Raw genomic sequence first — 21,073 nt, forward strand, 5'->3', positions numbered from 1 at the left:
TGTCAATCGAAAAAAGACCTTTCCATAAATAAGTTATATAAAAGTAAAATGATGTTATAAAATAATTTGACCTTAACGTAAGGTCGTGGTAAAGGTTTGAGCAGGAGGGCCTGCTATGGAATTTACACGGGAGATTTACTGGAATATCGGCCAGGGGGCACTGGTGCTTGTGCCCATGTATGTGTTGGCGCTTATGGCGGTGGCCGTCCTGCTGTGGGGGTTCTGGCAGCGCGTCCGGGTGTATCGTCAGGGGAGACGCCCCGTGAACCGGACCGACGTTTTGGAAGAGCGGCTGCTGGACATGGTCAAAGGGGTGCTGCTGCAGGGGAAAGTCATGCGCGTGCCGGGAGCCGGCACGGCCCACGGCCTCTTCTTCTGGGGGTTTTTCCTCCTGTTTATTGGCACCTGTCTCATCCTTCTCCAGGCCGATTTCACCGAGCCCTTGTTTGATGTCCGCTTTCTCCAGGGCAATTTCTACAAAGGTTTCTCCCTGGTCCTGGATGTAGCCGGCCTGGTCGCCCTGCTCATGCTCGGCGGCCTGTTCGTGCGGCGTTACCTGCGACGGCCCGAGGGGCTGGAAACGGGACGGGACGACGCCCTCATGCATGGGCTGCTATTTGCCATTCTGATCAGCGGTTTTCTCATCGAAGGCGCCCGCATGGCTGTGACGGAACTCGGCACGCCGCTGGCGGCCTGGAGCCCGGTGGGGAAAGTCGTGGCGGTCTCCCTGGCTGGCCTTAGGGAGGAAACGCTGCGCAGTATGCATGTTGGTCTCTGGTGGGGGCACCTGCTGCTCGGAGTTGCTTTTATCGCTCTCATCCCCTTTACCAAGTTCCGCCACATTTTCACCACCAGCGCCAATTATCTGCTGGCCGATCGCGGGCCCCGGGGCAAGATGGTTACCCTCGATCTGGAGGACGAGGAGGCCGAGAGTTTTGGCGTGGCCCGTGTTCCGGATTTATCCTGGAAAGATGTCTTGGACGCCGATGCCTGCACCCTGTGCAAACGCTGTCAGGATCGCTGTCCCGCCTTTGCCACGGACAAGCCTTTGTCGCCCATGAAGATCGTCAATCAGATCGGGGAGACGGCTTTCCAATTCCCCGAGAACAGCCTCATCGAGACCGTCTCCACCGAAGCCCTCTGGGCCTGTACCACCTGTCGGGCCTGTCAGGATATCTGTCCGGCCGTCATCGAGCATGTGCCCAAAATCCTCGACATGCGCCGCCATCTGGTGCTCATGGAAGGGGCTTTTCCCGGCGAGGAGGTGATGACCGCCGCCGAGAACACGGAGGTCAACGGCAATCCCCTGGGCATGGCCTATGCCTCCCGCGGCGATTGGGCCGCCGACCTGGGCGTGAAGACCCTGGCCGAAGATGCCGATGTCGATGTCCTCTATTTCGTCGGCTGCTACGCCTCTTTCGACAAGCGCAACATCGCCGTCGCCCGCAGTTTCATCCGGTTGTGCCAGGCGGCGGGCGTCAAGGTGGGCATATTGGGCAAGGAGGAGAAGTGCTGCGGGGAGCCTCTGCGCAAAATCGGCAATGAGTATCTCTACCAGAGCCTCGCGGCGGAAAACGTGGAAACCCTGCGCCGGTACGGGGTGAAAAAAGTGGTCACCACCTGCCCCCACTGCTTCAACACCCTGGCCAAGGACTATCAGGATCTCGGTCTGGGGCTGGAGGTCGAGCACTACACGGTCTTTCTCGAACGCCTACTGGAAAAAGGACGTCTCAAGCTGCGCCCCGAGGCTTTTGCCGCCACCTGTCACGACTCCTGCTACCTGGGGCGTTACAATGACATCTATCAGGCGCCGCGCACGCTGCTGGCGGCGGCTGGCGGCCGCCTGGCTGAAATGTCGCAGAACCAGGCGAACAGCTTCTGCTGCGGCGCCGGGGGCGGCCGTATTCTGGCCGAAGAGAATCTGGGCTCGCGCATCAACAACCGCCGGGTGGCCATGGCCGCCGACACGGGGGCGCCGTTGCTCGTCTCCAATTGCCCCTTCTGTCTGACCATGTTCGAGGACGGTGTCAAGGGCGCGGATCTGGAGGGGCGGCTGGCGACCAAAGACCTGGCTGAGATTCTGCTGGAGCGCCTGGTCCGTTGAGTAAGGCGCCGAAACGGGCCGAAATCGCGTTGACTAACATTATGCAAGGGGAGGCAGCCTATGAAAATCCTGGTGTGTGTCAAGCAGGTACCCGATATGGAATCGAAGTTTGCGGTGAACAGCGCCGGTACCTGGATTGACAGTGCCGACCTGGCCTGGCGCATGAATGAGTACGACGAATACGCTGTGGAGCAGGCCGTACGGCTCAAGGAGCAGGTGGGGGAGGCGGACATCACCGTCTTGTCCATCGGCCCGGATCGGGTGGTGGAGACGATCAAGAAGGCCCTGGCCATGGGGGGTGACCGGGGCATCCATGTAAAGGATGAACTCAGTCACGACAAGGACCCTTTCCAGATCGCCACCCTCATTGCCGGTGTGGCTCGGGAGCAAAACTTCGACGTCCTCTTCTTCGGTATGCAGTCGCAGGATCGGGGCTCGGCCCAGGTCGGGGTGCTGGTCGGTGAGATGCTGAAGATGGCGGTAGTGACCACCGTTGTCGAGTTCGGCTTCGAGGACGGCCGTATCACGGTCAAAAGAGAACTGGAAGGGGGCAACCGGGCCAAGGTGCGTCTGGGCCTGCCGGCGGCGGTGACCTGCCAGTTGGGTCTTAACACGCCGCGCTACCCGACCCTGCCCAATATCATGAAGGCCAAGAAAAAGGAGCTGACCGTCGTCGAGGTCGCCACCCTGGCGCCGGCCGAGGCGCTGGTCCGCACCCGGAATATGTATCCGCCAAGCAAAAAGGGCGGCGGCCTGGTGCTCGAAGGGGACGCGGCAGAACTGGCCGACAAGCTGGTGCGGATTCTCAAGGAAAAGACCACGGTTCTCAAATAGGGGAGGCGCCATATGAAAGTACTGCTGATTGCCGAATACAGAGATGGAACCCTGATGGGTTCCACCTACGAACTGCTGGCCTTCGCCGACAAACTGGGGGCAGAAACGGTCATGTTCCTGGCCGGTAGTGAACAGGTCCAGCCGGCCTATGACGGCACCCTCTATCTGGCGGAGGCCACGGACTGCGGCGAATACAATCCCGAGGGCCACCGGGAGCTGATCCTGTCGGTGGTGGAGAAGGAAAAACCCGACCTGGTGGTCTTTTCCCACTCCTCCTATGGCTGGGATCTCGCCCCCCGCGTGGCGCTGGCCTTGCGGGCTCCTCAGATCTCCGAGGTCGTGGAGATCGGCGAAGAGGGCGATTACGTGGTGCCGGCCTGCAACGCCAAGCTGCGGCGACGCCTTGCCGGCGAAGCCCCGGTGACGGTGCTGACGCTGCAGGCCGGCGCATTCAACCCCCAAGGGGCACCCTCGGGGACGCCCCACCTGGAGAAACTGACGACAACGACATCCGCTTCCCTGGAGTTTTTAGGCTACGAAGAGGCGGAGAAGGCCGAGGTCGATCTGGCCAAGGCCGAAGTCATCGTCAGTGCCGGGCGCGGCATCGGCAAACCGGAAAATATGGCCCTTGTCGCCGCCCTGGCCGAAGCCCTTGGCGGCGAATACGCCGCCAGCCGCCCCGTGGTGGATGCGGGCTGGGCCGATCACAGCCGGCAGGTGGGCACGACGGGGCAGACCGTGGCACCGAAGCTTTATGTGGCCTGTGGCATTTCCGGGGCGATTCAGCACCTGGCAGGGATGAAAAAGTCGGGATTTATTGTCGCTATCAATACGGACAAGGATGCGCCCATCGGCGAAGTCGCCGACGTGCTGGTCGTGGCCGACCTCAAACAGTTCGTGCCGGCGCTGACGGCGAAGCTGAAGGGGTAGACGCTACCGCCCCGTTGACCTGACGAAAAAAAAAACGGGGACCGCTCTCAGTTGCGGCCCCCGTTTTCTTTTGTATCAAAGCGTGACGACGCCCTCTTCAGCTTTTTTCCAAGAGATTGTCGGTGATCAACTTGTCGAGTTGTTTCTTCTTGATCTTTTCCAGCAGAGTGGTGCGTTTGAGGTTGAGCAATTGCGCCGCTTCTTTCTTGTTGCCGCCCGTTTTCATCAGGGCCTGAAGAATGAGCCGGTCCTCGAATTCGCTGACCCGGGTGTTGAAATCGGCCCCTTCCTGCATTTCATCCGTGTCCGGGGTATCTATCTCCGGGGCCAGATTGAAAGTTTCAGGCAGGTTTTCCGTGTATTTCTCCGGCAGGTCTGCCAGTTGAATGGTTTCGCCTCCGTGCAGGATGACCAGCCGTTGCACCAGGTTTTCCAGTTCGCGTACATTGCCGGGCCAGGGATAGGCTATCAGCGCTTGCATGGCTTCAGTCGAAAATCCCTGCAGGGGGTGCTTTTTGCCGCGGTTGTACACCTGCATGAATTTCTTGATGAGAACAGGGATGTCTTCCCGGCGATCGCGCAGCGGCGGGATGGTTATGGGGACGACGCTTAACCGGTAATAGAGGTCTTCGCGGAAGGTGCCTTCTTTAACCGCTTTTTCCAGGTCCCGATGGGTGGCGGCCACCACCCGTACATCGACCTTGACCGGTTTGACGCCACCGACCGGTTCAAATTCTTTCTCCTGCAGAATCCTCAGCAGCTTGGCCTGCAGATTGGGCTTCATGTCGCCGATTTCATCCAGAAAAAGCGTACCGCCATCGGCGTACTGCACCCGACCCTTCTTGGCCTGGTTGGCGCCGGTAAAGGCTCCCTTTTCATAGCCGAACAGCTCGCTCTCCAGCAGTTCGTCGGGGATGGCGGCGCAGTTCACCGGAACAAAGTTCTTGCCGTCCCGGGGGCTCAAGGCATGAATGGCCTTGGAAATGAGCTCTTTGCCGGTACCACTCTCTCCTTGGATGAGCACCGTACTCATGCCATCATCGGCGATTTTCTCTACCAGGCTGAAAAGCTTCTGCATCCTGGGCGACCTGCCGATGATGCCATGAAATCCTTCGCTTTTGCGGATCTTGGCCCCCTTGCTCTCTTTGTGGGTCTGCAGATCGTGATGCGTCAGACTGCGGGCGGCAACGATGACCGCCTCCTCCAGATCGAAAGGACTGTTGATGTAGAAGAGGGCCCCGGCATTCAACGCTTCGAGAATGTATTGGCGGTTGTCCGCGGGCAGGCTGATAATGGCCATCACCGCCGGGTAGCGCTGGCGAATCTCCTGCATAAGTACCAGTCCGCTCTTGTCGGGCAGAAAGATGTCGGTAATGAGCAGAGAGATGTCGAGGCTATCCACGGCCTGCAGAGCCATGGCGGGATTGTCAGCCTCGATGACCATGCATTCGATGTCCTTGCGCAATTTGATGGCGAGGGCCTGTCGCCCGGCAAGATCGGAAGAAACCAGTAGAATACTGCGCACGCAGGTCTCCATGGGCTAGAGATGGGGTCAACCTGGCGGGTCTCGAAGACACCAGCCGGCAATTTGGCGGGATACTGCCTTTTAGCGGGATTGCGCCTGAGAGGTGCTCAGATGGGCCTGGGCTTTCTGCACGATCTCGCCGCCGTCGCCTGGGGTCACCAGAATATCGGTGACGCCATATTTAACGGCCTTGATCACGCTGGACCGGGTCCACTGGGGGCCGGCGGCGATCAGCGGTTGCCCTTTTTTAAGGGCGGCCCGCACCTTGATGATGGCGGCCAGGCTCTGAGAATTTACATCCCGCATAACCAGGAAAACGATACGGGCGTCGCTGGTGGCAAACGCCTCGTTAAAGTTTTCTTGGAATGTGAAATGTTTACATTGATACCCTGCCCCTGTCAAGTTTTTGACAAAAGGTTCCGCGTCTTTTATCTCCTCGGCGACCACGATGGCCGCCCCGGTGCCGGAGTCATCCTGCGGTTCAGGGGGAGTGGGAACGGTGGCCTCGGCCGTGCCGGGACCGGAAGAAGAGGACTCTTGAGCAACGGGGGCCGCTTGGGGCGTCGCCTTGCGCTGCTCGGGAGGGACATAGCCCAGGATGGAGAGGGGGATCAGAATGTCCAGCTGTCCCAGGTCCTTGCTGCCCATGCGCATGGAGCAGGACGAAAGATAATAGTCGTCGGGAGGGAAGGGAGAGAGACCCTGGGCATCGGTCTCCTCGGGGACAAAGGTTTCCACCTCGGTTTTGACAAAACGGATCTTGCGCGGAAAAATCTTGGGGAATATCTGGCTGTAGGTGCCGGCAATCAGGTTGCTGATTTCGCCGAAGGCATCTTTCTCTTCCCCTTCCAACAGAGATTTTCGCAGGTTTTTGGCGATGGTCTCCGGTGGCAGCAGGATCAGGGTTCCCCCCAGGGTGATGGCGCTCTTCAGGTCGATCACCAGGTAGGCCTCGCCGCTGGCATCACCGGAAACGGCCAGGGTGGTGGAGACGGAGTAATCCCTCGGCAGGGTCAGGTAGGCCTGCTTGCTGACAACCCGGCCGCTGTAGCCTGAAAAGGTGATTTCCTGACCGAGGAAGGCCCCGAGCTCCTCCTCGATCTGGTTGAAGCCAGTCTGCAGGGTCTTCTCAATGTCCTTGGCGGTGATGCCGGGGGCTTCATTCGGAGGGGAAGGTTCGGCAGCCGCAGCCGCAGGCGCTTCTGGGGGGGCTTCGGCCGCCGCCGGCCAACCCGGTGCCGCGGCGGAAGACTCCGCTTTTTTCTTGTCCTCCGTTTTGTCGTCAGGTTTGACCGGAGCGGCGGCTGTTTCGTTCTCCTGGTATTCCAACAGATCCAACGGAAAGAGGGCTTCAAGCTGACCGAGGCTTTTCCCCTTAAGCATCAGCTCGGAGGTCGACAGATAATAGCGGCCTTCCGGAAATGGCTCGTCCGAAACCGGATCCATCTCCTCCGGGATGTAGGATTTGACCTGGGTCTTTTTGAAGTGCAGCTTGTGGGGGAAGTGTTTGGCGAAGGTGTTGGAATAGGCCCCGGCAATGATATTGGCCACTTCGCCGAAGGCATCGGCTTCCTCTTCCTCCAGGGTGGCCTTCATAAGGCGCTTGTTGATAAGATCCTGGGGCAGCATGACCAGGGTGGAGCCCAGGGTGATTGCCGCTTTCAGATCGAGAACAAGGTAGGTGGTGCCCTTGAGCCCGCCGGAGACTTCCAGCTTGGAAACGACGAAGTAGTCCCGTGGACCGGAGAAGAAATCAGCCCGCGAGACGGGCCGGCTGCGATGTTTCTGCAGAGTGACTTCGGCGCCGAGCAGGCCGGAGATTTCTTCTTCGATGTTTTCAATGCTGGCGTTGAGTACTTTTTCTACAGCTACCTTGGTCGTCATGCAAGCTCTGCGTGTCAGGACTTTTGCGGTTTGATCTTCAGTTCAACCAGGAAGGTCCCTTCCGCTACGGTAAAGGGGATGATCACCCAGTCGGCGTCGGTCAGATTGTTGATGTTGTAGGATTTGCCCGCGACCACGGTGGGCACGGACAGCTTGATGTCCTGGTTGTTGGCGCTGAACGCCTCTTTGATGCCACCAGTGACCATGTTGGCCAACTCGCCGATCGCGTCAATCACATCGTCGTTGACCTCCTTGACATCCATGCCCAGAAAATTCGCCGTAATGGCCATGGCGACGGCATCCGGACAGTGAATGGTCACCATGCCGCGGATATCCCCGGAAAAGCCGAGGATACCCGATACGTGGCAGCGAAACGACTGAACCTGTGCCGTGGCCGGAGGCCCGGCAGACAGGTCCATGGGGATCATGGTGTCAAAAATCTCACGGGTTGTACTGACGATTATCTGTTGCAGTTCTTCCTGCAAAGGTTCCTCCTGGAGACCATCACCCGCCGGCCGGGGTAGCATCATACGTCAAACGCCACCGGAAGGCGAGGGTTAAGGTGCCGAAAAGACCGGGCTGAACGCGCGGTCAGCGGGCAATTTGCAGTTCAACCAGAAAATCCCCGGCGGGGATGGCAAAGGGAATGGTCACCCAGTCTGCATCCGCCAGGCAGTTCAGGGTGTATTCCTCACCGTGAACCGCAGAAGGGATGGACAGGGTAATATCTTTGCCGTTGCCGCTCAAGACCATTTTGATGTTGCCAGCCAGCATGTTGGCCAGCTCGCCGATGGCGTCCTTGACGTCGTCGTTGATTTCCGTGGTTTCCATACCGAGAAAACTCGTGGTGATGGCCATGGCCACCGAATCCGGCGTGTGAATGGCCACCATCCCCTTGCAGGTTCCCGCCAGTCCCACCATGGCCGAAACGGAATTCCGAAAAGAGGTCATTTTTTCGGTGAGAGGCGCCTTCGGGGTCACGTCGAGCATCACCATGGTTTCAAAGATCTCCTTGGTGGCCTCGATAATGTTCTGTTGCAGTTCCAAAACGTCCTCCTCGTGTTAAAGAAGGCCCCCGAGGGTCTCTTCGATCTGCTCCGGGGTGAAAGGCTTTTTAATGCTCCCCTTGGCACCAAGGGACTTGGCCTCACCCAGAATATCCGCGCCGGCTTCCGTGGTGATCATGACCACGGGAATGTCTTTGATGTCGGCGCGGGTGGCCTTCTGACGCAAAAATTCGATACCGTCCATATTCGGCATATTGATGTCGCTGAGAATCAGGTCGACCTTCTGGCCTTCAAGCAGGGCCAGCGCTTCGGCCCCATCCCCGGCTTCGACAATTTCTCCTACATCGATGCCCGCCTGCCGCAGCGAACGGGTCACGATCTTACGCATGGTGTTGGAGTCGTCGACGATCAGTATCTTTTTACCCATTTTTTGTCTTCTCCTTGTTGAGTGTCGGTGGATGTCCGTTCCGTTTATTTTTTGTTCGATCGAACCAGATCGGTCAGGTTGTCTGTCAAGGTGCCCAGCAGGGTGACGGCAAAAGTTTTTTCGCTTGCTTCAAAATGCCACTGCATCAGGGGAACGTCGGCAATGGCGCTGTCGTAATCGCAGGATTCCGGCAGTCCCAGGTCGAATTCCTGGTTGTCAACGAGGACTTCGGAGAGGAAGCGGCCCGCGGCGGTATTGAGAATTTCAAACAGCAGGTCGTGAAGACTGCTTTCGGCCAACTCTTCCCGCGGCTCAGCATATACGGCTTCGCCCATTTCTTCGAGCAGGTTTCTGGGCATAAAAAGCTTGAACTCCCATTGCACCGGTTCGTGAACAAGCAGGCTGACGCAGAGAAGCTCTGCCAGGGCTATCTCGGAGTCTTCGCTGGCGAGCTCCTCAACGGGCATGAAGGTCATGCCTTCCAGCACCTCGCGGATAGCGCGGGTCATGCCGGTTCTGAGTGTGGCTTGGATCGGGTCCATGGTGTCTCCTGTTTATTTCAGCAAAAAGCTGAGAGTATCCATCAGCACGGTAGGCGTCACCGGTTTGTTGATGACCCGCAAAGCCCCGAGTTCCAGAAGCCTGGCCTCCTTGGCCGGGTTCCCGGCGCTGGTGATGACCACTACGGGCAGGGTGGACAGCTTGGGGTTGGCTCGGATCCATTTCAGCAAGGCCTCGCCATCCATCTGGGGCATGTTCAGGTCGGTCACCAGCAGGTCGGTGGGGGCTTCTTTCAGCTGCGCCAGAGCTTCGCGTCCGTTGGCCGCTTCGACAAAGGTTTCATCGCGCAGGCCGATGATTTCAAGGCAGCGGCGAATGAACATCCGGGCGGTGCTGGAGTCGTCCGCTATGACAATGCGTTTCACTTCAATTCTCCTTCGTCTCGTGAAAAGAGGCTTCGATGCGGCGGAACTCCTCTTGCGTTTCCAGCAGTATGAGGGCCAGGTCGTCGAAGGTCAAATCCAGGTAGTCGCTGTATCTCTGGTCCAGGGGGTATTGCAGTGTATCGGCACCGGTACCGCATCCCCCCATCATGGCGATGATATCACCGACATGAACCGCATAGACCAGGGCGCGATAAGCTTCCGGGGCTTCCTGAGGCTGATGGTGGTAACGGATGATCATTTGCAGGGCTTCCGGCAGTTGCCAGCACTTGGCCACCTCGAAGCCGGCCTCGGCGTGATCGATCCCCAGCAGGGCTCTTTCCCCTTCCAGATAGTCGACGATGGCATGTTTCTCCAGTTGTTCGACCAGTTCCGGTGCCGTGTCGTGCAGAAAATCGGAGAGGATGCCTTTGCCGATATCGTGCAGAATGCCCCCAGTAAAGGCCAGGCCGGCGTTCAGTTCAACCCGGGCCTTCTGACTGACCTGACGGGAAGCCATGGCGGTGAGCAGATCGTGGCGCCAGAGGGCCCCTTTTTCGCCGTCATAGCCAGCCAGGGGTTTGTTGAAGAGAGCACCGGCGTTGTCGCCCAGGGCGATGCTGATCACCAGCCGTTCGCCCAGGTAAGCCACGGCCCGGTCGATGGAGTCGACCTTGTTGAGCAGACCGAAAGCAGCCGAATTGACGATGCGCAGCACGTGGGCTGTCAAGGGGGCGTCGCATTTGACGATGTCAATGGTTTGACTCAAATCGTGGTCGGGATCGGCGGTCAGTTCCAGCAGTCGCGAGGCGCTGGGAGACAGCAGCGGGACCCTGCGGATGGCCTCAATAATGGTATCGCGATCGAATTTTCTATCCATGGCAGTCATCCCTAAAGTGTCCAGTTGCTGCGTCCCGGCGATGACAGGGTAATGATACCCGTATCGACGGAAACGGAGACGGTGCGGCTGTAGTTGCCACCCAGGTCTTCGGCGACGGCACCCATGCCGTGGGCCCAGAGAATCTTTTTGATGGCCAGCTCGTTGCGCTTGCCGATATTGAAGGTGTCGTTGGGATCCATGATTTTGGCGCCGCCGGCGAGCTTGACGATCAGTCCGCGGCCGCGGGGATCGCAGCCGAATTTGGTCATCTCCCGCAACAGGGCAGGAATACCCGTATCGGCGAAGTAGCCGGGACGCTCGACGCTCTTGCCCGGATTGATGCGCGATTCGGGCAGGGCCACGTGCACCATGCCCACCGTGCGCGTCTTGGGGTCCATCAGGACGACGGCGACGCAGGAGCCCAGCGCGTAGGTCTTGACCTGGTCCCCCGTATGATTGCTGGCGCCGAAATCGCCGACGCCGAGGACGATAGAGCTCATTTCTTCTTCTCCGTCAGCAGGCGGATAACCTCGTCGGCCATATCGTCAATTGGCAGGAGTCGCTCGGCGCCCCCTTTGTCGAAGGCGACTTTGGGCATACCGAAAACGACAGACGTCGCCTCGTCCTGGGCGATGTTGCGAGCCCCGGCCTGGCGCATGGCCAGCATGCCGGTGGCGCCGTCCGAGCCCATGCCGGTGAGCATGACACCCACAGCGTTGGCTCCCACCTGCTCGGCGACGGAGTGCATGAGGACATCGACGGAAGGGCAGTGGCCGCTGACCTTTTCGCCGGCTTCGCAGACGACCTGGTAGATGCCGCCGGAACGCCGCACCCGCATGTGCAGGCCGCCGGGAGCGACGAGGATGCGGCCCGGCATGATGCGGTCCCCCGACTCGGCTTCCTTGACCTCCATAGCGCACAACTGATTGAGGCGGTCCGAAAACATTTTGGTAAAGCCCGCCGGCATGTGCTGCACGATGACCACGCCCGGCATGGTGGAGGGAAACTGGGTGATGACTTTCTTGATGGCCTCGGTTCCCCCGGTAGAGGCGCCGATGGCAATAACCTTGTCCGTCGATTCGGCCAGGGCGCCGCTGCCTGGCGCCGGTTTCCGGCTGGGCAGGGTGGCCCGTTTGCTCTTCCAGTGCGAGACATTGGCGGTAGAGGCGATTTTGACCTTGGAGCGCAGCTCCAGCATCATGGCGGCCAGACCCCGCGCCATATCCGTGGTCGGCTTGGCGACGAAGTCAACGGCGCCTGCTTCCAGGGCGTCGATGGTGATCTGCTTCCCCTTCTGGGTCAGGGAGCTGACCATGACCACGGGTAGGGGATATTGGGGCATCAGGCGGCGCAGGAACTCGACGCCGTCCATGCGTGGCATCTCCACGTCAAGGGTGAGGACGTCGGGTTTGAGCTCGACGATCTTGTCCCGGGCCATATAGGGATCGGAAGCGGTGCCGACGACTTCGATCCCCGGATCCATGGCAAGACCACTGGACAGGATCTGGCGGACGAGAGCGGAATCATCGACAACGAGAACGCGGACTTTATGGGCCATCAGAGAGTTCCCTTCTGGTAGGCGGCGGGCATCAGGTAGCGATAGAGGGACTGGTTGCGCCCCAGGGTTTCGGAATGCCCGATAAAGAGATAACCCCCCGGCTCGGTGTGTTGGTGGAAACGTTTCACCAGAGCGTCACGGGTCGGCTGGTCAAAGTAAATCATGACATTGCGGCAAAAGATAATGTGGAACGGTTTTTTGAACGGAAATTGGGTATTCATCAGGTTGAAACGGCGAAAGGTCGCTTCCTTCTTCAGGGTATCGACCACTTCCCACTGATTTCCCGAGATCTTGCGGAAATACTTGCGCCGCCAGGCCTCTGGCAGGGAGGCGATACGATCTTCCGGGTAGACGCCGGCGGCAGCTGTTTCGAGCACCCGTTGCGAGATATCGGTGGCCAGAATGCCGGCATCCCACCGGCTGTACTCCTGTCCCAGGCATTCGTGCATGAGGATCAGCAGGGTGTAGGCTTCCTCCCCGGTGGAGCAGCCGGCGCACCAGACGCGCAGGTCCCGGCGGTTTTCCTGTCTGAGACGGGTCAGCACCGTGGGCAGGGCCGTCTGCAGAAAATAATCGAAGTGATCTTTCTCGCGGTTGAAGTAGGTGTAATTGGTCGACACCAGGTTGATGAGATCGCTCAGTCCCTTTTCGCCCGGCTCCTTGACGAGAAAATCGTAATAATTCTGGAAGTTGGCAAACCCCTGCTGCCGCAGCAGCTTCTGAAGGCGGCCCACCAGCAGGGACTTCTTCTGGTCGGTGAGGTTGATGCCGAAACGGTTGTAGATCAGGGTGCGCAGCGCATTGAACTCCGCGTCCGAGATCGGCATCATGTTGCCGCCAGGCTCCTGCGTGCCCAGATTTGCGTTGATCGATGGTCCCTGCATGAATGACTCCTGTTGCCTGCCCTTGCCGGCTCAGCTGTGTTCGCTCTTCTTTTCTTCGCTGATTTCCATCAGGGTACCGACATCCATGATCAGGCTCACTTCGCCGTTGCCAAGGATGGTGCAGCCGGAAAATCCTCTGACATGGCCGATGTAGTCCGACAGGCCCTTGATGACCGTCTGCTGCTGCCCCAGGATCTCGTCGACGAAGACGCAGATGCGGTTGTCCTGGTATTCGAGGACGATAAGGATGCCCTGGTCGAGCTCGAAGTGGTCCGGTTTTTTGCCCAGCACTTCATGGAGACGGATAACCGGGAAGAAATTCTCCCGCACCCGCGCCAGTTCTTCGCCATCGGGAGTGATGGTGATGGCGGAATTCTGCGGGCGGAAGGCTTCCTTGATCGAGAGGATGGGGACGATGCATTTCGTCTCGCCCACCCGCACCAGCATGCCGTCGATGATGGCCAAAGTCAGCGGGATACGCAGGGTCATGCGGGTGCCGACACCGGGCTTGCTGTGGACCTCGACTTTGCCCTTGATCTTTTCCAGGTTCTGCTTGACCACATCCATGCCGACGCCGCGACCGGAGATGTCAGTGATCTTTTCCGCCGTCGAGAAGCCAGGCTGAAAGATCATATTATAGACGACTTTGTCACTGAGGTCAGAACCGTCTCCCTCGATCATGCCGTTTTTGATGGCCTTGGCCAGGATTTTTTCGCGGTTGAGGCCGCGACCGTCGTCTTCGATGGTGATCCAGACCTCACCCTCTTCGTGGCGGGCCGAGAGCTTGACCGTGCCTTTTTCGGGCTTGCCGGCGGCCCGGCGCTCCTCGGGAGGCTCCAGTCCATGGTCGAGGGAATTGCGCAGCAGGTGAACAAGGGGGTCGGTGATGGTTTCGATGACCGTTTTGTCCACCTCGGTCTCTTCGCCGAAGAGTTTCAGTTCCACCTTCTTGCCCGATTTGACCGAAAGGTCGTGCACCAGACGGATCATGCGGCGGAAAAGACCGGAAACGGGGATCATGCGGATGACCATGGCCATCTCCTGCAGTTCCCGCACGAGCTTGCTCATCTGCTGGGCCGCCTTGTTGAAGTTCTCCAGTTCCAGACCCTGCAGATCCGGGTTGTGAATCAGCATGTTCTCGGCGATGACCATCTCGCCGATGAGGTTGATGAGGTTATCCAGTTTTTCCAGATCGACGCGGATGTCCTGCCGCTTGACGGCAGCGCCTTTTTTCTCCTGATCCCCCTGGCTTGCCTGGGGCTTTTTCTTCTTCTGCTGTTCCTCCACGATGGCGGTCACCTGCTCGGGCTGGACCTTGCCCATATCCACCAGAATTTCGCCCAGAGGTTTTTTCTGGGTGTTGACGGCGGCTTCCACCGTCTCGCTGTCGACCAGACCGCGTTCGACCAGCATCTCGCCCAGACGCGGGCTCAGAAGTTTTTTGAGCCGTTCCAGATGCTCTTCCAGGCTGTCGATGCGGCCACTGCCCTCCTGGGCCACGTTGGCGATGGCTTCGCGCAGGACATCGACCAGGTCGAGCAGAACGGCAGCGGCCCCTACCTCACTGAAATCGCTGCCTGACTTGGCCGCGTCGAGGACCGTTTCCATCTGGTGACTGAGTTTTTCCATGTCTCCGTAACCGAAGAAACCGCAGTTGCCTTTAAAGCTGTGCACATGGCGGAAGAGATCGGCAAGAACGTCCCGGTCTTCGGGATTTTCCTCCCAGGCCAGCAGACCCTGTTCGGCGTTCTGCAGGAGTTCGTCGGCTTCCTGAACAAAGCGCTCGACCATCTCGGCCGTCAGCACCATCTGCAGGTCAAAGTCGGCGTTTTCGGCACCTTGCCCCGACTCGGCCGGCGCCTGGTCGGCCGAGTCGTCGCTGCCGCCCCCTTTGGCCAGAGTGATAGCTTCCTCCAGGCGTGAGCCCATGACCTCGGCGGCCTCGGCCATGGCTTCATCTTCGTAGGAGTTTTCCACGTGCTCCAGGGCGTCCTTAGCAAAGTCGCAGGTCTCGCACAGCAGGCTCACATGGGAAGTCTGCAGGTCGATGGTGCCAGAGCGGACCAGGTCGAGCAGGTTTTCGGCGGCGTGGGCCACGCGGGTAATATGATTGAATTCCAGAAAGCCGGCGCTGCCCTTCATCGAATGGAAGAGCCTGAACACGGCGTTGATGGTCTTTTCATCGCCGCCGCTGTTAGCCAGCTCGATGATGGTCGGCTCGAGCTGTTCGATCATGTCCCGGCTTTCCTGGACAAACTCCTGAATGATTTCGATCTGGTCGTCTGAAATCTCGGAACTCATGGGTCTCCTCATGACTCGCCGGACTGGGCGGCGGTTTAATCTCCTCCTCTTCGGGTAGAAGCGAAGTGAGGGGGCTGTTTTTGGGGTGTCGCGGCCTGCCGGAACGGGCCTGACACAGGATCTGACACAGGGCTGTGACACACTCGTGCTCTGGCGCGATCGCCGTTTGGGCCGTAATCGGCAGCGACACGGGTATTCACGACATGGCGAAGGCCTGATTGCAGGGTTTGTAGCAAAAAGCCTGCCGATTTTGGCTGGCACTGCGCCCTTTCTGTCAGGCCCCGGTAACCGGTCTGTTAAGGCCCGGCGAGGTTGGGAACGCCCGGGGGGTGCCGGCAACAGGGCGAGAAAAAGTCAAAAAGATGACTTATGGAGCCTCTTCGTGTCGGTTGGCCGCGAGGGAAGGGCCGTTATGCGCCGTCCGTTGGCGTCGTTAGGGCGACCGGGTACGCACTGGCGTGGTTGGAACGCATTTTGCTCTACTGGGACAAGCGTAATCTTGCCTGTCGGTCATGGGAGTGAAAATGTTTAGTCGCTTTCTGGTTTTGTGTCTCGGTTTAACCCTGCTGGCCCCGGTCGTTGTCTCGGGGGCCACGGAGAAGAACAGGATCCCCCTGTTGGAAATGAGTAAAACCATAGCGCCTGGTTTTACGCGGATTTCCCTGCTTTTCCCCGAGATCCCCGAAGCCCGGGTCAGCACCTCGGGCCAACGGGTCGATCTGCTGCTGCCAAAGACCTATGTGCCGCCGACCTTCAGGCCTTTGGCGCTTGACAGCGAGATTGTCGAGGTCCTGTTCGGTGAACGTCAGCAGGAAGCCATTCTCTCCTTCCTGGTGCGCCGGGCGGTGCGGCGGGTCGAAATAAACCCTGACCCGAAGACCCGGCAGCTTCATCTCGATATCTTCTGGGTGACCGATGACGCCCGCTCTCGCCCGGCCATCGCCTTTGGTCTGCCGGGCGGTCCGGTCCTCGATGCCGGTCGCGCCAGTGTTCGCAAGAGCGTATCCTCTCCCTATGCGGGCCGGTGGCCTGCCTTTTTTGACGAATACGAGACCCCCCTGTCTTTTCCCCTTGCTCCCGGCTACTCCCTGCCCCCCTTTCCCCTGGTGGCGCTGGCCGAGCAAGAGTCTTTGCCTTCCGCCCTGTCGGAAGTGGTCGAGAAGGGGAGGGAAGGTCTGTGGGGAGCGGCTCTGACTCTGCTGGACGGACCGGGCGGTTCGCTGGTGCAGGAAACCAGGCCCGACCTCTATCGCCTGCTACGGGGAGAATTGCTGCTGCGGTCCGGGCGTCCCGCCGAGGCGATGAACCTGCTCAAGGCGGGCATGGCGGGTTCGTCAGACGCGCTGCGCCGCTTCCTGCTGGTGCAGGCCGAGGCGAGGGCGGGCGAACCCTATAAGGTCGTCCACCAGGTACGGGACAACAACCTGGGGCTGCCGGAGCAGAGCCCATTGCGTTCCTATCTCGAACTCTTTCGGGCTGAACTCGACCTGGCTCTCGGCCGGTTGGAGGCGGCTGCCAATCGTCTTGACGCCGTGGATTCCAAGTTGCCGGCCGAGGTTCAGCCTTTGCTCAATCTGCGTCAGGCCGATCTGCGCTTTGCCCGTGGTGAGAAGGCCGAGGCCTTAAAAGCCTACAAGGCGTTGGCCCAAAAGGGGGAGATGTCCCAGGAAAATCTTTATTCTCTGAGCCGCTATGCCCAGCTGCTCTATGAAGAAAAAGAGCATGTGGCGGCGGCGGAGCACTACCTGCGCTTGGGTCTGAGCCTGTCCGGGCAGGCCGGAGACGATCTGGCTTATTTTGCCGCCGCCCGGGCCCAGGTGCGGGCAGGGCGTGGGGAACCGGCCCTGCTGCAGCTGCAGAACATTGTCGATACCTTCGCCGGCCAGGAAGGGGCCTGGCGGAGCCAGCTGCTGCTGCACGACCAGCAGGTGACGGCCGCCGGAGACGAGACGTCGATGGCTCGCGCCGCTCGCGGTTATCGCCAGCTGGCAGACCAGATCCCTTATCGGGAGCTGCGGGAGGAGGCAACCTTTAAATATGCCCTGACCGAATATTTAAGCGGCCGCAAGCTGGAAAGCGTGGAGACCCTGCAGGTTCTGCTGCGGGACTATGCGGCGGGACGTCTCCGTCGCGAGGTCAGTGCGCTTATGGCGGAAGCGTTGCCTGACGTGGTGCGAGAGTTGGTGGCCAACGGCCATTACGTTGACGCCCTGGTGCGGGTGGAGCGCAACCGCGAGCTGCTGCTGGCCGCCCAGGTGGGCCGGGATTTTATGCAGGAGTTGGGCGGCGTCTTCATGCGGTTGGGGTTCTGGGATCGGGCCGCGCGCCTCTATCTGTTCCTGCTCGACGCGGAAGACGACGGTTCCGGTGCCGAGGCCGCCTATATGCCCCTGGTGCGATGTTTTCACCGCCTCGGCGATCTGCCGCGGGTCGAGCGCTATGTCGCCCAGTATGGCGAGCGTTATCCCCAGGGCAAGGATGCTCCGGAACTTTTCTATCTGCGGCTTAAAACCCTGGCGGATGTCGATAAAGGCCAGGAAGCGGCTGCTCTGTTGCTGAAAACCGGTCCTACACCGCACAGGGAAACCGAGCGACTGGCCGCCCGCCTGTTCATGGCGCTTGAGAACTATCCCGAGGTGGAAAAGCGTCTGGCGCCGCTTATGGACAGGAATTTGCAAGACGCCCTTCCTGAGGACATTTTCCTGCGGGCCGAAGCCCTTTACCGTGATAATAAGCCAAAGTCGGCGCTGACCTTTTTTACTCACCTGGCGGAGACATTGGCCGATGCCGACCAGGCCCGCTTTCGGGCCGGTCAGATTCATCTGGCGGCGGGTAACCGCAGCCTCGGCCTTAAGTTTTTGCGACAATTGGTCGAAGAAGGACGTAATGAACTTTGGCGCAAAATGGCCCGGGAGACCCTGGCCCTGCAGCTGGAAAAACCCTGACGCCGCTCGTGTCATTTTTATGACTGGTGACAGACGCCTGACGTCATGAAAGGAAGAACAACATGTCGAACCTGGGACTTTTCGATAAAACGGTAGGTCTTCTGCACAAGGTACTCGATCTTCGCGACCGGAACCAGAAGGTGATTGCCTCGAATATCGCCAACGCGGATACGCCCGGCTACTCACCGGCCCGTCTTGAGTTCGAGGAGCAGCTGCGTCAGGCCGTGAAGCATCCCGGCGTTACCCCTGCTGTCACGCATCCGGCCCATTTCCCCATCGGCGGCGGCCGTCTGGAGCAGGTGCAGGGGACCCTCGTCCGCACTCCCGATCGCTCCGGGATCGGCGACGGCAACGGCGTCAATGTCGATCAGGAGATGGTGGCTCTGGCGGAAAACCAGATTTTGTATGAAGCAGCAGTGCAGTCTCTCAACAAGAAGATGGGACTGTTGAAGTATGTGGCCGGCGACGGCCGCTAAGGAGGTTCAGGATGGATGTCTTTCAATCGCTGAAAATCGGTGCAAGCGCCCTTAAGGCCCAACAGACCCGGCTCAATACCATCAGTTCGAATCTGGCCAATATCGAAACGACACGGACTCCCGAGGGGGGGCCCTATCAGCGTCGAACCGTGCAGTTCCAGAGTGCCGATCTGAGTTTTGCCGAGCGTCTCGAACAGAGTATGCGCGGCGTCGCCCAGGGCGTGGAGGTGACCCGCATCGTCACCGATCCGTCGCCCCCGCGCATGGTTTACAATCCGGCCCATCCCGACGCCGGTGAAGACGGTTATGTGGCGATGCCCGACATCAACCTGATGGAAGAAATGACGGACATGATGACGGCCACCCGCGCCTATGAGGCCAACATCACCACCATCAAGACCGCCAAACGCATGGCCTTAAAGGCCCTTGAGATAGGAAGGTAGGATAAGCGATGAACGACATCACCCTCGTCAGTCACCTCAGGTCCCTGCAGGGACCTGGTGTCGCCACCGCCACCAAGGCCGAACCGGCAGGAGGTTTCGCCCGTACCCTGAAGGAAGTCCTCGATCAGACGAACCAGGCCCAGGTGAATGCGGACAAGGCCGTCGAAAAGCTCCATACCGGCGAAGCGCAAAACCTCCATGAGGTGATGATCAGCCTGGAAGAGGCGGACATCTCCATGCGCCTGATGGTCCAGATGCGTAACAAGGTGGTGGAAGCCTACCAGGAGATCATGCGCATGCAGGTCTGACGCGGTCAGGTCGCCCGGATTTTATTAAAATACCTGAGACTGTGGTATTTCAGGAGGTTGTTGGTTCATGGCGGAAGAGAAGAAAAAAATCCCTGCTGAAGGGGAAGATAAAAGGACGCTGCTGCAGAGTCTCAACGAGTGGCCCCTGTCGCGCAAGCTCAGCCTGGTGGCGGTGGTTCTCGTCTGCGTGGCGCTGTTTGCCACTCTCATTCTGCAGGCGCGGGTTGCTGACTACCGGCTGCTGTATGCCAATCTGTCCGACAGCGACGCCTCCTCGGTGGTCTCCTGGCTGAAAGAGCGCAAGATCCCCTATCGTTTCGACGACGGCGGTCGCTCCATCCAGGTTCCGGCCGATCAGGTCTACGAGGTGCGCATCGAGCTGGCCGGCTCGGGCATTCCCCAGGGTGGCGGCATCGGCTTCGAGCTTTTCGACAAGCAGAGCTTCGGCATGACCGACTTTGCCCAGAAAGTCAATTATCAGCGGGCCCTGCAGGGCGAGCTGTCCCGAACCATCACCTCGCTGGCGCCGGTGGAAGGGGCGCGGGTCCATCTGGCGCTGCCGGAAAAGCGGCTGTTCAAGGAGCAGCAGAAAGAGGCCACCGCCTCGGTCATCCTCAAGCTGGCCACCGGGCAGAAGCTCAAGGAAGGGCAGATCCAGGGAATTATCAACTTGGTGGCGGGCAGTATTGAAGGCCTGGAGGCCGAGAACGTCACGGTCATCGATTCGAGCGGCGGCGTGCTGTCCCGTCGCAGCCAGGAAGGGCCGAGCGGTCCCATGACGCCCGGCATGCTCGATTACCAGCAGATGCTGGAACGGCGGCTGGAAGAGCGGGCGCAATCCCTGCTGGACCGGGCCCTGGGGGTGAGCAATTCCCTGGTCAAGGTGACGGCCGAGGTCGACTTCTCCCAGGTGGAGAAGGTGGAGGAACTCTACGATCCCAAGGGCGCAGTGCCCCGTAGCGAGCAGGTCTCGGAAGAATCCTCCGGCGCCGAAGTCAACGGTGGTATCCCCGGCGTTGCCGCCAATGTGGGCGGGGCTGCCGCCACGGCGGGCGCGGTGCCCAGCAACCGCAGTTCGGAAACGATCAATTACGAAATCAGCAAGGTGGTCAATCGCATCGTGGAGCCGGTGGGGACGGTCAAGGCCCTGTCCGTGGCGGTGCTGGTCGCCGACCGCCTGGTGCCCGGCGCTGAAGGAGAGTCGTCCAGTTACGCGCCGCGCAATGAACAGGAACTGCTCTCCATCGAGAATATGGTCAAAAGTGCCCTGGGCATCGATCAGGGACGGGGTGATCAGATCCAGGTTGTTTCCATGCCCTTTGAGACAGGTTTCGCTGACGAGATCGTCTCGGCCCCGGTTTCGTCCCCTTCATTGTATGACTACCTGCCCTATGTCAAGTACGGTCTGATCCTTCTGGGCGGGCTGCTTGCCTACTTCCTGCTGGTGCGCCCGCTACTGCGCACCCTCAAGGGCGAGGTGACGGAACATTACAAGACGGTCGAACAGCTCGAAGCCGAACTGCTGACCCACGATACCGCCCATTCGGTCACGGTCGACCCGGCTCAAGAGCTGCGCACGGCGACGATTGAAGGAAAAACAACCCCGGCTCAGGTGATCAAGACCTGGCTCAAAGAAGGATGACC

At 59.6% G+C, this 21,073-nt stretch carries 20 protein-coding genes; 8 read left to right on the top strand and 12 right to left on the bottom strand.

All coding sequences use genetic code 11. The annotated features are described in order from the left end of the window. Positions 1-115: 115 nt before the first annotated feature. The 3 genes from MJO47_RS14785 to MJO47_RS14795 are packed head-to-tail and all read left to right on the top strand — an operon-like array spanning position 116 to position 3,868. Positions 116-2,104 (top strand): heterodisulfide reductase-related iron-sulfur binding cluster, encoded by a 1,989-nt coding sequence (locus tag MJO47_RS14785; protein WP_253961930.1) that lies wholly within the window; start codon positions 116-118, stop codon positions 2,102-2,104. 60 nt (positions 2,105-2,164) lie between these two features. Further along, positions 2,165-2,938 carry an electron transfer flavoprotein subunit beta/FixA family protein gene (locus MJO47_RS14790; protein WP_253961931.1) on the top strand — a complete coding sequence of 258 codons (774 nt, stop codon included), beginning with the start codon at positions 2,165-2,167 and terminating at the stop codon, positions 2,936-2,938. Positions 2,939-2,950: 12 nt separating this feature from the next. Beyond that, on the top strand, positions 2,951-3,868 hold the full coding sequence (locus MJO47_RS14795) for an electron transfer flavoprotein subunit alpha/FixB family protein (protein ID WP_253961932.1): 918 nt from the start codon (positions 2,951-2,953) through the stop codon (positions 3,866-3,868). Between the two features lie 97 nt (positions 3,869-3,965). Here MJO47_RS14795 and MJO47_RS14800 read toward each other — a convergent pair whose 3' ends face one another. The 12 genes from MJO47_RS14800 to MJO47_RS14855 form a co-directional block, all read right to left on the bottom strand. Then, positions 3,966-5,393, bottom strand: coding sequence for a sigma 54-interacting transcriptional regulator (locus MJO47_RS14800; protein WP_253961933.1), 1,428 nt, complete (start codon positions 5,391-5,393; stop codon positions 3,966-3,968). Positions 5,394-5,474: 81 nt separating this feature from the next. Beyond that, the gene (locus MJO47_RS14805; protein ID WP_253961934.1) at positions 5,475-7,277 is read right to left on the bottom strand and encodes a hypothetical protein; all 1,803 of its coding nucleotides are present in this window, start codon (positions 7,275-7,277) and stop codon (positions 5,475-5,477) included. 14 nt (positions 7,278-7,291) lie between these two features. Then, the gene (locus MJO47_RS14810; protein ID WP_253961935.1) at positions 7,292-7,807 is read right to left on the bottom strand and encodes a chemotaxis protein CheX; all 516 of its coding nucleotides are present in this window, start codon (positions 7,805-7,807) and stop codon (positions 7,292-7,294) included. A gap of 61 nt (positions 7,808-7,868) precedes the next feature. After that, complete coding sequence (locus tag MJO47_RS14815) at positions 7,869-8,324, bottom strand: chemotaxis protein CheX (RefSeq protein ID WP_253961936.1); 456 nt, start codon at positions 8,322-8,324, stop codon at positions 7,869-7,871. A gap of 15 nt (positions 8,325-8,339) precedes the next feature. Further along, the gene (locus MJO47_RS14820) at positions 8,340-8,711 is read right to left on the bottom strand and encodes a response regulator (RefSeq protein WP_253961937.1); all 372 of its coding nucleotides are present in this window, start codon (positions 8,709-8,711) and stop codon (positions 8,340-8,342) included. 44 nt (positions 8,712-8,755) lie between these two features. Further along, positions 8,756-9,253 (bottom strand): hypothetical protein, encoded by a 498-nt coding sequence (locus MJO47_RS14825; protein WP_253961938.1) that lies wholly within the window; start codon positions 9,251-9,253, stop codon positions 8,756-8,758. Between the two features lie 12 nt (positions 9,254-9,265). Then, the gene (locus MJO47_RS14830) at positions 9,266-9,637 is read right to left on the bottom strand and encodes a response regulator (protein WP_253961939.1); all 372 of its coding nucleotides are present in this window, start codon (positions 9,635-9,637) and stop codon (positions 9,266-9,268) included. A gap of 1 nt (position 9,638) precedes the next feature. Next, complete coding sequence (locus MJO47_RS14835; protein ID WP_253961940.1) at positions 9,639-10,514, bottom strand: HDOD domain-containing protein; 876 nt, start codon at positions 10,512-10,514, stop codon at positions 9,639-9,641. A gap of 11 nt (positions 10,515-10,525) precedes the next feature. After that, positions 10,526-11,014: a chemotaxis protein CheD gene (locus MJO47_RS14840; RefSeq protein ID WP_253961941.1), complete on the bottom strand. Its 489-nt coding sequence runs from the start codon at positions 11,012-11,014 to the stop codon at positions 10,526-10,528. Continuing rightward, positions 11,011-12,072, bottom strand: a complete 1,062-nt coding sequence (locus MJO47_RS14845) for a chemotaxis response regulator protein-glutamate methylesterase (protein ID WP_253961942.1) — start codon at positions 12,070-12,072, stop codon at positions 11,011-11,013. The genes MJO47_RS14840 and MJO47_RS14845 overlap by 4 nt, the downstream gene beginning before the upstream one ends. Further along, on the bottom strand, positions 12,072-12,956 hold the full coding sequence (locus tag MJO47_RS14850) for a protein-glutamate O-methyltransferase CheR (protein WP_253961943.1): 885 nt from the start codon (positions 12,954-12,956) through the stop codon (positions 12,072-12,074). The genes MJO47_RS14845 and MJO47_RS14850 overlap by 1 nt, the downstream gene beginning before the upstream one ends. A gap of 30 nt (positions 12,957-12,986) precedes the next feature. Continuing rightward, on the bottom strand, positions 12,987-15,257 hold the full coding sequence (locus MJO47_RS14855; protein WP_253961944.1) for a chemotaxis protein CheA: 2,271 nt from the start codon (positions 15,255-15,257) through the stop codon (positions 12,987-12,989). A 524-nt stretch (positions 15,258-15,781) separates the two neighbouring features. Here MJO47_RS14855 and MJO47_RS14860 point away from each other — a divergent pair. The 5 genes from MJO47_RS14860 to fliF all read left to right on the top strand — a co-directional run bounded on the left by MJO47_RS14860 (position 15,782) and on the right by fliF (position 21,071). Then, the gene (locus MJO47_RS14860) at positions 15,782-18,202 is read left to right on the top strand and encodes a hypothetical protein (RefSeq protein WP_253961945.1); all 2,421 of its coding nucleotides are present in this window, start codon (positions 15,782-15,784) and stop codon (positions 18,200-18,202) included. A 62-nt stretch (positions 18,203-18,264) separates the two neighbouring features. After that, positions 18,265-18,678, top strand: a complete 414-nt coding sequence (gene flgB, locus MJO47_RS14865; RefSeq protein WP_253961946.1) for a flagellar basal body rod protein FlgB — start codon at positions 18,265-18,267, stop codon at positions 18,676-18,678. 11 nt (positions 18,679-18,689) lie between these two features. Then, positions 18,690-19,121, top strand: a complete 432-nt coding sequence (flgC, locus tag MJO47_RS14870) for a flagellar basal body rod protein FlgC (protein ID WP_253961947.1) — start codon at positions 18,690-18,692, stop codon at positions 19,119-19,121. An 8-nt stretch (positions 19,122-19,129) separates the two neighbouring features. Next, positions 19,130-19,429 carry a flagellar hook-basal body complex protein FliE gene (gene fliE, locus MJO47_RS14875; protein WP_253961948.1) on the top strand — a complete coding sequence of 100 codons (300 nt, stop codon included), beginning with the start codon at positions 19,130-19,132 and terminating at the stop codon, positions 19,427-19,429. Between the two features lie 67 nt (positions 19,430-19,496). Further along, a complete protein-coding gene (fliF, locus tag MJO47_RS14880; protein WP_253961949.1) occupies positions 19,497-21,071 on the top strand; it encodes a flagellar basal-body MS-ring/collar protein FliF in 1,575 nt (524 codons plus the stop codon). Positions 21,072-21,073: the final 2 nt, after the last annotated feature.

Origin of the sequence: Desulfuromonas sp. KJ2020 (assembly GCF_024197615.1) — a bacterium.
Taxonomy (GTDB): domain Bacteria; phylum Desulfobacterota; class Desulfuromonadia; order Desulfuromonadales; family SZUA-540; genus SZUA-540.

Coding starts and splice junctions, on each gene's coding strand:
- MJO47_RS14785 (WP_253961930.1), top strand. CDS start 116: ATGGAATTTACACGGGAGATTTACTGGAATATCGGCCAGGGGGCACTG.
- MJO47_RS14790 (WP_253961931.1), top strand. CDS start 2,165: ATGAAAATCCTGGTGTGTGTCAAGCAGGTACCCGATATGGAATCGAAG.
- MJO47_RS14795 (WP_253961932.1), top strand. CDS start 2,951: ATGAAAGTACTGCTGATTGCCGAATACAGAGATGGAACCCTGATGGGT.
- MJO47_RS14805 (WP_253961934.1), bottom strand. CDS start 7,277: ATGACGACCAAGGTAGCTGTAGAAAAAGTACTCAACGCCAGCATTGAA.
- MJO47_RS14810 (WP_253961935.1), bottom strand. CDS start 7,807: ATGATGCTACCCCGGCCGGCGGGTGATGGTCTCCAGGAGGAACCTTTG.
- MJO47_RS14820 (WP_253961937.1), bottom strand. CDS start 8,711: ATGGGTAAAAAGATACTGATCGTCGACGACTCCAACACCATGCGTAAG.
- MJO47_RS14825 (WP_253961938.1), bottom strand. CDS start 9,253: ATGGACCCGATCCAAGCCACACTCAGAACCGGCATGACCCGCGCTATC.
- MJO47_RS14835 (WP_253961940.1), bottom strand. CDS start 10,514: ATGGATAGAAAATTCGATCGCGATACCATTATTGAGGCCATCCGCAGG.
- MJO47_RS14840 (WP_253961941.1), bottom strand. CDS start 11,014: ATGAGCTCTATCGTCCTCGGCGTCGGCGATTTCGGCGCCAGCAATCAT.
- MJO47_RS14845 (WP_253961942.1), bottom strand. CDS start 12,072: ATGGCCCATAAAGTCCGCGTTCTCGTTGTCGATGATTCCGCTCTCGTC.
- MJO47_RS14850 (WP_253961943.1), bottom strand. CDS start 12,956: ATGCAGGGACCATCGATCAACGCAAATCTGGGCACGCAGGAGCCTGGC.
- MJO47_RS14855 (WP_253961944.1), bottom strand. CDS start 15,257: ATGAGTTCCGAGATTTCAGACGACCAGATCGAAATCATTCAGGAGTTT.
- MJO47_RS14860 (WP_253961945.1), top strand. CDS start 15,782: ATGTTTAGTCGCTTTCTGGTTTTGTGTCTCGGTTTAACCCTGCTGGCC.
- flgB (WP_253961946.1), top strand. CDS start 18,265: ATGTCGAACCTGGGACTTTTCGATAAAACGGTAGGTCTTCTGCACAAG.
- flgC (WP_253961947.1), top strand. CDS start 18,690: ATGGATGTCTTTCAATCGCTGAAAATCGGTGCAAGCGCCCTTAAGGCC.
- fliE (WP_253961948.1), top strand. CDS start 19,130: ATGAACGACATCACCCTCGTCAGTCACCTCAGGTCCCTGCAGGGACCT.
- fliF (WP_253961949.1), top strand. CDS start 19,497: ATGGCGGAAGAGAAGAAAAAAATCCCTGCTGAAGGGGAAGATAAAAGG.